The sequence below is a fragment of the Massilia sp. Soil_C_3 genome, from assembly GCF_057657035.1.
On the sequence record NZ_JBDGJG010000007.1, the window covers coordinates 432,496 to 444,571 of the forward strand.

At 62.4% G+C, this 12,076-nt stretch carries 10 protein-coding genes; 1 reads left to right on the forward strand and 9 read right to left on the reverse strand.

All coding sequences use genetic code 11. From position 1 onward, the window contains the following. Positions 1 to 53: 53 nt before the first annotated feature. The 4 genes from glmM to AC3A6F_RS17145 form a co-directional block, all read right to left on the reverse strand. Positions 54 to 1,394 (reverse strand): phosphoglucosamine mutase, encoded by a 1,341-nt coding sequence (glmM, locus tag AC3A6F_RS17130; protein ID WP_487682784.1) that lies wholly within the window; start codon positions 1,392 to 1,394, stop codon positions 54 to 56. 31 nt (positions 1,395 to 1,425) lie between these two features. Then, positions 1,426 to 2,286: a dihydropteroate synthase gene (gene folP / locus AC3A6F_RS17135; RefSeq protein ID WP_487682785.1), complete on the reverse strand. Its 861-nt coding sequence runs from the start codon at positions 2,284 to 2,286 to the stop codon at positions 1,426 to 1,428. Positions 2,287 to 2,459: 173 nt separating this feature from the next. Then, complete coding sequence (gene ftsH / locus AC3A6F_RS17140; RefSeq protein ID WP_487682787.1) at positions 2,460 to 4,343, reverse strand: ATP-dependent zinc metalloprotease FtsH; 1,884 nt, start codon at positions 4,341 to 4,343, stop codon at positions 2,460 to 2,462. 227 nt (positions 4,344 to 4,570) lie between these two features. Then, positions 4,571 to 5,218, reverse strand: coding sequence for an RlmE family RNA methyltransferase (locus AC3A6F_RS17145; RefSeq protein ID WP_123072169.1), 648 nt, complete (start codon positions 5,216 to 5,218; stop codon positions 4,571 to 4,573). A 44-nt stretch (positions 5,219 to 5,262) separates the two neighbouring features. On the opposite strand from AC3A6F_RS17145, the gene yhbY reads away from it, so the two are divergent. Then, positions 5,263 to 5,733 carry a ribosome assembly RNA-binding protein YhbY gene (gene yhbY, locus AC3A6F_RS17150; RefSeq protein WP_487682789.1) on the forward strand — a complete coding sequence of 157 codons (471 nt, stop codon included), beginning with the start codon at positions 5,263 to 5,265 and terminating at the stop codon, positions 5,731 to 5,733. Positions 5,734 to 5,877: 144 nt separating this feature from the next. Here the strand turns inward: yhbY and AC3A6F_RS17155 are convergent, their stop codons facing one another. The 5 genes from AC3A6F_RS17155 to AC3A6F_RS17175 form a co-directional block, all read right to left on the reverse strand. After that, on the reverse strand, positions 5,878 to 6,315 hold the full coding sequence (locus tag AC3A6F_RS17155; RefSeq protein WP_487682791.1) for a DUF4149 domain-containing protein: 438 nt from the start codon (positions 6,313 to 6,315) through the stop codon (positions 5,878 to 5,880). A 38-nt stretch (positions 6,316 to 6,353) separates the two neighbouring features. Further along, a complete protein-coding gene (gene greA / locus AC3A6F_RS17160; protein ID WP_123072171.1) occupies positions 6,354 to 6,827 on the reverse strand; it encodes a transcription elongation factor GreA in 474 nt (157 codons plus the stop codon). A gap of 135 nt (positions 6,828 to 6,962) precedes the next feature. Continuing rightward, on the reverse strand, positions 6,963 to 10,193 hold the full coding sequence (gene carB / locus AC3A6F_RS17165) for a carbamoyl-phosphate synthase large subunit (protein ID WP_487682793.1): 3,231 nt from the start codon (positions 10,191 to 10,193) through the stop codon (positions 6,963 to 6,965). Between the two features lies 1 nt (position 10,194). After that, a complete protein-coding gene (gene carA / locus AC3A6F_RS17170; RefSeq protein ID WP_487682795.1) occupies positions 10,195 to 11,358 on the reverse strand; it encodes a glutamine-hydrolyzing carbamoyl-phosphate synthase small subunit in 1,164 nt (387 codons plus the stop codon). A gap of 296 nt (positions 11,359 to 11,654) precedes the next feature. Further along, positions 11,655 to 12,065, reverse strand: coding sequence for a GlcG/HbpS family heme-binding protein (locus AC3A6F_RS17175; RefSeq protein ID WP_487682797.1), 411 nt, complete (start codon positions 12,063 to 12,065; stop codon positions 11,655 to 11,657). Between the last annotated feature and the right edge of the window lie 11 nt (positions 12,066 to 12,076).

Sequence of the window (12,076 nt, forward strand, 5' to 3'; positions counted from 1 at the left end):
TGGCGACGCGAAATGCCAGCCCCTGCCTGCATCCGACCAGGCTGGCGATGCAATCAGGCCGCCAGCTTGTCCGCGATGCGGCGCGCCATGCTCTCGGCAAGCTGTGCCTCTTTCGCTTCCACCATCACGCGGATCAGCGGTTCGGTGCCGGACGCACGGATCAGCACGCGGCCATTGTCGCCCAGCTCGCGCTCGACCGCTTCTTTCTCGGCCACCAGCGCCGAATCAAGCGTCCAGTCGAAGCCCGGCGTGACTTTCTTGTTGATCAGGGTCTGCGGGAACAGTTGCAGCTCGCTGCAGCATTCCGCCAGCGATTTATTGCCACGGACCAGCGCCGACAGCACCTGCAGCGCAGACACGATGCCGTCGCCGGTGCTGTGCTTGTCCAGCGCCAGCAGGTGGCCGGAGCCTTCGCCGCCGAACAGCCAGCCGCGCTCTTTCATCACCTCGAGCACGTAGCGGTCGCCGACCTTGGCGCGCGCGAAGCCGATGCCCATCTGCTTGAAGGCGACTTCGAGCGCCATATTCGTCATCAGGGTGCCGACGGCGCCCGCCACCGGGCCGGTGCTCATGCGGTCGCGCACCATCACGTACAGCAACTCGTCGCCGTTATAGACGCGGCCGTTGGCGTCGACCATGATCAGGCGGTCGGCGTCGCCGTCCAGCGCGATGCCGAGGTCGGCCTTGTTGGCCACCACGGCTTCGGACAGCGCCTTCGGCGCGGTGGCGCCAAAGCCGGCATTGATATTGAAGCCGTCCGGCTGGGCGCCGATCGAGATCACTTCGGCGCCGAGCTCGTGGAATACGTGCGGCGCGATGTTATAGGCGGCGCCATGGGCGCTGTCGACGACGATCTTCAGGCCGCGCAGGTCGAGTTCGTTCGGGAAGGTGCTCTTGCAGAATTCGATGTAGCGGCCCTGGGCGTCGCGCAGGCGGGTCGCGCGGCCGAGTTTGTCGGAGGCGACACAGCCCATCGGCTGGTCGATCGCTTCCTCGATCTCGAGCTCGACGGCGTCCGGCAGCTTGGTGCCGTGTTCCGAGAAGAACTTGATGCCGTTGTCCTGGAAGGGATTGTGCGAGGCCGAGATCACCACGCCGGCCTGCAGGCGCAGCGCGCGGGTCAGGTAGGCGATGGCCGGGGTCGGCATCGGGCCGGCCAGCATCGAATCGACGCCGGCGGCGGACAGGCCGGCTTCCAGCGCCGCCTCGAGCATATAGCCCGAGATGCGGGTGTCCTTGCCGATCAGGACGACCGGACGGCCGCTGCTCGACTTGCGGCCTTTGGCCAGGACGGTGCCGGCGGCATAGCCGAGACGCATCACGAATTCAGGAGTAATTGGCGCAACGCCCACCGTGCCACGAATGCCATCGGTGCCGAAATATTTCCGTGCCATCTAGTTCTCTTTTCTCTTATTGAAACGATTTTTACAGGACCGCGGGGGAATGCATCGCCGCATGCCACACCTTCAGGGCATCGATTGTCTCCGCCACATCATGCACACGCACGATTCTAGCGCCATGCGCTACCGCAGCCAATGCCGCGCCGATGCTGCCGGCCACCCGCTGTTCGACCGGCCGCCCGGTGACGGCGCCGATCATGGATTTGCGCGACATGCCGGCCAGCACCGGCAGGCCGAGTTCCTCGCGCATGCGCGGCAGGCCGCTCAGCAAGGCGTAATTGTGTTCGACCGTCTTGCCGAAGCCGAAACCGGGATCGACGCAGATGCGTTCGCGCTCGATGCCGGCCGCGGTCATCGCATCCACCCGTTCGCGCAGGAAGGCGGTCACCTCTCCCACCACGTCCCGGTACTGCGGCGCCTGCTGCATGGTTTCCGGCGTGGCCTGCATGTGCATCACGCACAGGCCGCAATCGCTGTCCACTACCGCTTCGATCGCGCCCGGCGCACGGAAACCATTGATGTCGTTGATCATGTCGGCGCCGGCGATCAGCGCTTCACGCATGACCTCGGGCTTGCAGGTATCGACCGACAGCGCGACGTCGAGCGTGCGCAGCGCATACAGGGTCGGCATCACGCGCCGCAGCTCTTCGTCGAGCGGCACGCTGGGCGAGCCGGGACGGGTCGATTCGCCGCCGATGTCGATCATCGTGGCGCCATCCCTGATCATGGTTTCGGCATGGGTCAGCGCAAATTCCAGGCCCTGGTAGCGGCCGCCGTCGGAGAACGAGTCGGGGGTAATGTTCAGGATGCCCATCACCACTGGATAGGCAGATTCGGCCCCCTCCAGCGCGAAGCTGAAGTGGCCGCATTGCAGTTTTTTGGTCATGGCGAAAAACAGCGGGGTCAGAAAAACAGCGGGGTCAGGTCTGACAATCAGACACGGCCTCGACAATAAACGTATTTAAAGGTTGAGTTCGTGTCCGAATGTCAGACCTGACCCCAGCTTTTTGCAAAACAAAAAAGGCACCCTGACGGGTGCCTTTGAGGGGGGAGACAGCGTCAGGCCGGTGCGGTGGCGTTCGGCGCCACACCGCCCGAGCCGCTGTCGCCAGGCGGCGTGCGCTTGGTCAGCACGGTCTTCGGCTGGCGCGGCTCGCGGCCGGCCATGATGTCGTTGATCTGCTCCGAATCGATGGTTTCCCAATCCAGCAGCGCCTTGGTCATCATCTCGACCTTGTCGCGGTTCTCTTCCAGCAGACGCCGTGCCAGCGCGTACTGCGTGTCGAGGATGGCGCGGATCTCGGCGTCGACCTTCTGCTGCGTCGCTTCCGAGATTGTCTTGGTGGCGCCGCCGAAGAAGCCTTCGTTCTCGCTGTCTTCGTAGACCATCACGCCCATGCTGTCGGACATGCCGAAGCGGGTCACCATCGAGCGCGCCAGCTTGGTGGCGCGCGAGAAGTCGTTCGAGGCGCCGGTCGACATCTGGCCGACAAAGATTTCTTCAGCAATACGGCCGCCGAACAGGATCGAGATTTCCTCGAGCATCTTGTCTTTGTAGCCGGACAGCGCGTCATGCTCCGGCAGCTGCCAGGTCAGGCCCAACGCGTAACCGCGCGGCATGATCGTGACCTTGTGCACCGGATCTGCCTTCGGCAACAGCTTGGCAACCACCGCGTGGCCCGACTCGTGGTAAGCCGTGTTGCGTCGTTCTTCTTCGCGCATGACCATCGACTTGCGCTCCGGACCCATATAGATCTTGTCCTTGGCATCTTCGAAGTCGATCATCTCGACCAGGCGCTTGCTGCGGCGTGCGGCGAACAACGCGGCTTCGTTGACCAGGTTGGCCAGGTCGGCGCCCGAGAAGCCCGGGGTGCCGCGCGCGAGGATGTCGGCCTTGACGTCGGTGCCGATCGGCACTTTACGCATGTGCACGTTGAGGATCTGTTCGCGGCCGCGGATGTCCGGCAGGCCCACCATCACCTGGCGGTCGAAACGGCCCGGACGCAGCAGCGCCTTATCCAGCACGTCGGCGCGGTTGGTGGCGGCGATCACGATCACGCCCGACTGGGCTTCGAAACCGTCCATCTCGACCAGCAGCTGGTTGAGGGTCTGTTCGCGCTCGTCGTTACCGCCGCCCATGCCGGCGCCACGGTGACGACCGACCGCGTCGATCTCGTCGATGAAGATGATGCAAGGCGAATGCTTCTTGGCATTCTCGAACATGTCGCGAACACGCGACGCACCGACGCCGACGAACATCTCGACGAAGTCGGAACCCGAGATCGAGAAGAACGGCACCTTGGCTTCGCCGGCGATGGCGCGCGCCAGCAGCGTTTTACCGGTACCCGGAGGACCGACCATCAGCACGCCGCGAGGAATGCGGCCGCCCAGTTTCTGGAACTTGGTGGGATCCTTGAGGAAGTCGACGATTTCCGAGACTTCTTCTTTCGCTTCGTCGCAACCGGCGACATCGGCGAAGGTGACGGTGTTATTGGTTTCGTCGAGCATGCGCGCCTTCGACTTGCCGAAGGAGAAAGCGCCGCCCTTGCCGCCACCCTGCATCTGGCGCATGAAGAACACCCAGACGCCGATCAGGAGCAGCATCGGGAACCACGAAATGAAGACCTGCTGCAGGAACGATGGTTCTTCAGGCGGCTTCACGTCGAAGCGCACGCCGTTTTCGCGCAGGTCGCCGATCAGGCCGCGGTCCAGGATGGTCGCGGTCGCGCGCACCTTGGAATCGTCGCTGCGGGTGGCGGTTATATTCGAGCCTTCGATCGTCACATCCTTGATGCGACGTTGTTTGATCTCATCGAGCAGCTCGGAATAAGCAATGGTCTTGCTGCCGCCGGCGACGCTATGGGTGTCGAACTGCTTGAACAGCATGAACAACAGCAGCGCGACGACCACCCAGATGGCGGATTTGGAAAACATATTATTCACGAGCACTCCTCCGATGCAATTGCATCTCTACCGATTTCAGTATTCTGATTTTACCCGCAATAAGCCGACACCGCCACGCGGTGCAGGCAATAGTGCCAAAATACTATGTTTTTGCGTCCCAATGGTAGCAGGCCGCCCCGTAAGGAGGCGCAAGCAGCGGGATCACGCGGCAGATGTATGGCCGCGCGCCGGGATTTCAAGGGGTAATTCTATGCCCGGATGCAGGTTTACGCCGATGGGTTCTTCAGGCCGCGCCCCAGCAGGAAAATCTCGGATGATTTGTCGCGACTCGCTTTGGGCTTGACCTGTTTCACCACCTTGAATTCGGTCCGGAATTTCTCCAGGATTTGTGTAAAACCCATGTCTTTAAAGCACTTTACCAGCAATGCCCCTTCGGGTTTCAGGTGGGCCTGCGAAAATTCGATCGCCAGATCGATTAAATGTTCCATGCGCGCCGCATCGGCATGACTGATGCCGGACAAATTGGGCGCCATATCGGACAGCACCACATCGACCCTGCGGCCGGACAGGACAGTATCCAACTGGGACAGCACTTCTTCTTCGCGGAAGTCACCCTGGATATATTGGACATCCGCGATGGCTTCCATTGGCAGGATGTCCAGGCCGATGATGGTGCCGTTAATCCCGCCGCCGTCCTTGCCTGCCAGCTTGCGCCGGGTGTACTGGGCCCAGCTGCCGGGGGTGCAACCGAGGTCGACCACGGTGTGACCGGACTTGATGAGCTTTTCAGCCTCGTCGATCTCCTTGAGTTTGTAGGCCGCACGTGCCCGATAACCCTCTTTCTGTGCAAGTTTCACGTAGGGATCGTTAATATGGTCGTGTAACCAGTTTTTGTTTAATTTGTTCTTGGCCATTCGCGTAGAATACTGCTTTTATAGGTACATCAAAAAATATAGTTATGATCAAACTCACACCGGCCGAGCGCAGCGCCCTGCGCGCAGAAGCACACGGGCTCAGTCCAGTCGTCATGATCGGCGAAGCCGGCCTTACCGAATCCGTCGTCAAGGAAATCTCGGCCAGCCTCGATGCACACGGCCTGATCAAGGTGCGCGTGTTCGGCGACGACCGCGAGGCGCGCGTCGCCATGTACGACCAGATCGCCACCGACCTCGACGCCGCCCAGGTCCAGCACATCGGCAAGCTGCTCGTCCTCTACCGTCCAAAGAAAGAGGCGGTCAAGGAGCGCAGCGGCAAATCGGGCCCGGGCATGCGCGAAGTCACCATCGTCAAGGCCAGCGCCAGCGGCACCAAGAAGCCGAGCGTCACCAAGGTCATGCTGAAGGGGAACGAACGCGTCACCGCCGGCGGCAACATCAAGCGCGCCAAGCCGCGTCAGACCAGCTCGAAAAAGAATTCGCTGAACAAGTAAAGCCGATTCAGCCGTCGGCACGTCATCCCCGCGCAGGCGGGGATCCAAGTATGCAAGCAAGCCACTTAAGAAACATTCGGTGGCTGCTTAAAAGAATTGGATCCCCGCCTCCGCGGGGATGACGTTTTTGGGCTATCGAAATGGTCAGCGCAGCCGAACGATCAGCCACGCTCCCAGCAAGCTCTGCACGAGATAGAACAGCTGCGACACCCCATGCATCACGGCGAACTGCGTCCAGTACGGCGACGCCCTCACCCCGCCCGGCCCGGCCAGCTCACGCAATTGCGCCATGGCCGGCTGCAAGCCGACGAAAATCACCAGCGTACAAGCCAGCATCGCCAGCACCAGCAGGCTGAGAAAACGCCGACGCGGCGGCGCCAGATCAAGCGACACCCGCAGCAATACCAGCAGCACGACCGCGCAGGCGATCGACAACCACGCCTGGCGCGTGAGCAGCACCGCGACCAGGTCGCCCGCCTGTACGCTACCCAGCACCGCGAACGCCGCCGGCGCCGCGATATAGCCGAGCGCCCACAAGACGCCCGCCCACAGCGCGGCCACCAGCAACCGCGCGGCCGGCAAGCGCCCTGCCCTGACTCCGCTGGCCGCCGCCCCTTCCATCAGACGTAGCGGACTTCGAGGATTTCGTATTCGCGCGGACCCGACGGGGCCTGCACTTCAACCACGTCTTCGGCAAACTTGCCGATCAGCGCACGCGCGATCGGCGAGGTCACCGAGACCTTGTTCAGTTTCAGGTCGGCTTCATCCATGCCGACGATCTGGTAGGTGACTTTCTGGCCCGATTCCAGGTCTTCGAGGTCGACCGTGGCGCCGAACACGACGCGGCCTTCGGCGTCGAGCGTCGACGGATCGATGACCTGGGCCGTGGAAAGCTTGCCTTCGAGCTCGGCGATGCGGCCTTCGACGAAGGCCTGGCGCTCCTTGGCGGCGTCGTACTCGGCGTTTTCGGACAGGTCGCCATGCGAACGCGCCTCGGCGATCGCGTCGATCACGATGCGGCGCTCCTTGGTCTTGAGCTGGTGCAGCTCTTCTTTCAGGAGTTCTGCGCCGAATTTGGTCAGTGGTGTGTTCATGGTTCTCTGCTGTTTGTGTTGTACGGGACACCCGTAGCGTCTCAAAGCGAAAACCACAGAGGCACGCGGCGCCAAGGCCGCGCGAGCTCTGTGGTTCACTTGTGTACTAAGCTGTCCTACGGGTACTGCGTGTGCTTAGTGTAAGGTTTTATGCAGGCCTTGTAAATCGTACACGCGCAGTTCGTCGATGTGACGCATGCCCTCGATTGCCGCCTCGGCGCCGAAGATCGTGGTGTAGGTCACCACGTGCGCCGCCAGTGCCGAGGTACGGATCGCGCGCGAATCGTTGATCGCGCTGCGCTTTTCCTCGACCGTGTTCACGACCATCACGATTTCACGGTTCTTGATCATGTCGACCACGTGCGGACGGCCTTCCAGCACCTTGTTCACCGAACGCACCGGGATACCGGCGGCAGCAATCACGGCCGCGGTGCCCTTGGTCGCCACCAGGTCGAAGCCAAGCGCCACCAGGTCGCGCGCCACGGCCACGGTGCGCGGCTTGTCGGACGACTTCACCGACAGGAACACCGTGCCCGATTTCGGCAGCTTGATGCCGGCCGCCAGCTGCGACTTGACGAAGGCTTCGCCGAAGGTCGTGCCCACGCCCATCACTTCGCCGGTCGACTTCATCTCCGGTCCCAGGATGGTGTCGACACCAGGGAACTTCACGAACGGGAACACGACTTCCTTGACGCTGTAGAACGGCGGGATCACCTCTTTGGTGATGCCCTGCTGCGCCAGGGTCTGGCCGACCATGCAGCGCGCTGCGATCTTGGCCAGTTGCAGGCCGGTCGCCTTCGAGACGAACGGCACGGTGCGCGAGGCGCGCGGGTTCACTTCCAGCACATAGACGGTATCGACCGTCTGGCCGTTCTCTTCCGACTGCTTGATCGCGAACTGCACGTTCATCAGGCCGACCACGTTCAGGGCCTTGGCCATCAGCGAGGCCTGACGCTTCAGTTCATCGATGGTGCTTTGGGACAGCGAGTACGGCGGCAGCGAGCAGGCCGAGTCGCCCGAGTGCACGCCGGCCTGTTCGATGTGTTCCATCACGCCGCCGATGAAGGTGGCTTCGCCGTCCGAGATGCAGTCGACGTCGACTTCGATGGCGTCGTTCAGGAAGCGGTCGAGCAGCACTGGCGAATCGTGCGAGACCTTGACCGCTTCGCGCATATAGCGCTCCAGGTCGCGCTGCTCGTGGACGATCTCCATCGCGCGGCCGCCCAGCACGTAGGAAGGACGCACCACCAGCGGGTAGCCGATCTCTTCGGCCAGCGCCAGGGCGTCGGCTTCGGTGCGCGCGGTGCGGTTCGGCGGCTGGCGCAGATCCAGCTTTTGCAGCAGCTGCTGGAAACGCTCGCGGTCTTCGGCGGCGTCGATCATGTCCGGCGAGGTGCCGATGATCGGCACGCCGTTCGCTTCCAGGTCCAGCGCCAGCTTCAACGGGGTCTGGCCGCCGTATTGCACGATCACGCCGACCGGCTTTTCCAGTTCGACGATCTCGAGCACGTCTTCCAGCGTCAGCGATTCAAAGTACAGGCGGTCCGAGGTATCGTAGTCGGTCGACACGGTCTCTGGATTGCAGTTGACCATGATGGTCTCGTAGCCGTCTTCGCGCATGGCCAGGGCCGCGTGCACGCAGCAGTAGTCGAACTCGATGCCCTGGCCGATACGGTTCGGGCCACCGCCCAGCACCATGATCTTCTTCTTGTCGGTCGGGTTCGACTCGCATTCCTCATCGTACGTCGAGTACATATAGGCGGTGTCGGTCGCGAACTCGGCGGCGCAGGTGTCGACGCGCTTGTACACCGGACGAATGTTCAATTCGTGGCGGCGGGCGCGCACGGCCATCGGCTCGACCTTCAACAGGAAGGCCAGGCGGCGGTCGGCGAAACCTTTCTGCTTGAGCTTGTACAGCAGCGGCTTGTCCAGCGACTCCAGGGTCTGGGTCTCGAGCCACAGCTCGATGTCCACGATCTCCTTGATCTGCACCAGGAACCACGGATCGATCTTGGTCAGGTTGTGCACTTCTTCCAGGGTGAAGCCCTGGGCGAAGGCGTCACCCACATACCAGATGCGGTCCGGACCAGGTTCGCCCAGCTCTTCTTCGATCTTTTCGCGGTCGCGGGTCTTTTCGTTCAGGCCGTCGACGCCGACTTCCAGGCCGCGCAGGGCTTTCTGGAACGATTCCTGGAAGGTGCGGCCCATCGCCATGACTTCACCGACCGACTTCATCTGCGTGGTCAGGTGCTTGTCGGCGGTCGGGAATTTCTCGAACGTGAAGCGCGGAATCTTGGTCACGACGTAGTCGATCGACGGCTCAAAACTGGCCGGAGTCGCGCCGCCGGTGATCTCGTTGCGCAGCTCGTCCAGCGTGAAACCGACGGCCAGCTTCGCCGCCACCTTGGCGATCGGGAAGCCGGTCGCTTTCGAGGCCAGCGCCGACGAACGCGACACGCGCGGGTTCATCTCGATGACGATCATGCGGCCGTCTTTCGGGTTGATCGAGAACTGCACGTTCGAACCGCCCGTGTCGACGCCGATCTCGCGCAGCACGTCGATCGACGCGTTACGCATGATCTGGTATTCCTTGTCGGTCAGGGTCTGCGCCGGCGCCACGGTGATCGAGTCGCCCGTGTGCACGCCCATCGGATCCAGGTTTTCGATCGAGCAGATGATGATGCAGTTGTCGTTCTTGTCCCGCACGACTTCCATCTCATACTCTTTCCAGCCGAGCAGGGATTCTTCGATCAAGAGCTCGTTGGTCGGCGAAGCCTCGAGGCCGCGCTTGCAGATCGCTTCGAATTCTTCTTCGTTGTAGGCGATGCCGCCGCCGCTGCCGCCCATCGTGAACGAAGGACGGATGATGGTCGGGAAGCCCAGCTCGCGCTGCACGGTCCAGGCTTCGTCCATCGAGTGGGCCACGCCCGAACGCGCCGAGCCCAGGCCGATCTTGGTCATCGCGTCCTTGAACTTCGAACGGTCTTCGGCCTTGTCGATGGCTTCCGGGGTCGCGCCGATCAGCTCGACCTTGTATTTATCAAGAACGCCGTGGCGGTGCAGGTCGAGTGCGCAATTGAGCGCGGTCTGGCCGCCCATGGTCGGCAGGATCGCGTCAGGACGCTCTTTCTCGATGATGCGCTCGACGACCTTCCAGGTGATCGGCTCGATATACGTCACGTCCGCCGTTTCCGGGTCGGTCATGATGGTCGCCGGGTTCGAATTGACCAGGATGACCTTGTAGCCTTCTTCGCGCAAGGCCTTGCAGGCCTGGGCGCCGGAATAGTCGAATTCGACTGCCTGGCCGATGACGATCGGGCCGGCGCCGATGATCAGGATGCTTTTGATATCACTACGTTTTGGCATATTATTTTTTCTCCGCTGCTTGCATCAGGCCGATGAAGCGGTCAAACAGATAGGCGACGTCGGTCGGACCGGGCGAGGCTTCCGGGTGGCCCTGGAAGCAGAACGCCGGCTTGTCCGTGCGGGCGAAGCCCTGCAGCGAGCCGTCGAACAGCGAGACGTGGGTCACGCGGCAGTTGGCCGGCAAGGTTTCCGGGTCGACCGCGAAGCCGTGGTTCTGCGAGGTGATCAAGACCTTCTTGCTGTCCAGGTCCTGCACCGGGTGGTTGGCGCCATGGTGGCCGAACTTCATCTTCATGGTCTTGGCGCCGGACGCCAGCGCCATGATCTGGTGACCGAGGCAGATGCCGAAGGTCGGGATGCCTTTTTCGATCAGCTCGCGCGAGGCCGCAATGGCGTAGTCGCATGGCTCGGGGTCGCCCGGGCCGTTGGCCAGGAAGATGCCGTCCGGGTTCAATGCCAGGGCGTCGGCGGCGGTCGATTGCGCCGGCAGCACGGTCACTTTGCAGCCGCGCTCGGCCAGCATGCGCAGGATGTTGCGCTTGACGCCGTAGTCGAAGGCGACCACGTGGTATTTGGGGTTGGTCTGCTTGCCGAAGCCTTCACCCAGCTTCCACTCGGTTTCGGTGAACTCGTAGGGTTCGGTCACGGACACGACCTTGGCCAGGTCCATGCCGGCCAGGCCCGGGAACGAGCGCGCCAGTTCCAGCGCCTGGGCTGGCGATGGCTCGGCGCCTTGGGCGGCGGTCAGGATCGCGCCGGCCTGGGCCCCTTTTTCGCGCAGGATGCGGGTCAGCTTGCGGGTGTCGATGCCGGCGATGGCAACCACGTTCTCTTGCTTGAGATAGTCGCCCAGCGATTGGGTCGAACGGAAGTTCGAGGCCAGGAGCGGCAGGTCACGGATGATCAGGCCGGCGGCGTGCACCTTGCCCGCTTCGACGTCGGCGCTGTTCACGCCGTAGTTGCCGATGTGCGGATAGGTCAGGGTCACGATCTGGCGCGAATAGCTCGGATCGGTCAGGATTTCCTGGTAGCCGGTGATCGCGGTGTTGAACACCACTTCGCCGGTCGTATGACCGACGGCACCAATGGAATAACCTTTGAAGATGGTCCCGTCAGCAAGTGCCAGGATGGCTGGAACGGAGGGGCCAGAAAAAAATGGCGGCAAGGGCAACTCCCGAAAAAGTTGCCGTAGCTTCGCCACGTCAGACCGACATCCAACTGTCCTGGACGCAGTCAAGCCGCCCGGTGTTGGAGGTCATGTTGAATGAGGGATGGTGGGTATGCGCTACGGCTAAGTTTGAATTAGATAAACTTCCGAATTATAGCGCGAACTCTGATGTTCGGCAATGCGGCGCTGCCACATACCCGCCAGCAAATTTACGGAAGATGACACGCCCTGCCATCTTCCCTGCCCTGCTGAAACTTATGTTGCGGGTGCAATATCGCACCCGTAACTTGTCCTCAGGTGGCGCTCAGTGCGGCGATCCCTGCCCGGGCGATCTGCACATCCTGTTCCGACTTGACACCCGAGACGCCGACGGCGCCGATCACGTGGCCGTCGACGATCACCGGCACGCCGCCTTCGAGCATGCCTTCCAGCTTCGGCGCGCTCAGGAAGGACATGCGGCCGCCATTGATCACGTCTTCATAGCTCTTCGATTCACGGCGGCCGAGCGCGGCGGTGTTGGCCTTGGCGGGCGCGATATACGACGAGACCGGCGGCGCGCCGTCCAAGCGCTGCTGCCACAGCAGGTGGCCGCCGTCGTCGACGATGGCGATCGAGACGTTCCAGCCGTTGTTGACGGCTTCGGCTTCGGCGGCGGCGCCGATTTTCTTCACGTCCGCCAGGGTCAGGTAGGGTTTGGTATTCACGGTATTGCCTT

Bases quoted from the DNA above. Each gene is read 5' to 3' on its own strand.
- greA (WP_123072171.1), bottom strand. From the start codon at position 6,827: ATGAACACACCACTGACCAAATTCGGCGCAGAACTCCTGAAAGAAGAG.
- folP (WP_487682785.1), bottom strand. From the start codon at position 2,286: ATGACCAAAAAACTGCAATGCGGCCACTTCAGCTTCGCGCTGGAGGGG.
- glmM (WP_487682784.1), bottom strand. From the start codon at position 1,394: ATGGCACGGAAATATTTCGGCACCGATGGCATTCGTGGCACGGTGGGC.
- yhbY (WP_487682789.1), top strand. From the start codon at position 5,263: ATGATCAAACTCACACCGGCCGAGCGCAGCGCCCTGCGCGCAGAAGCA.
- AC3A6F_RS17145 (WP_123072169.1), bottom strand. From the start codon at position 5,218: ATGGCCAAGAACAAATTAAACAAAAACTGGTTACACGACCATATTAAC.
- carB (WP_487682793.1), bottom strand. From the start codon at position 10,193: ATGCCAAAACGTAGTGATATCAAAAGCATCCTGATCATCGGCGCCGGC.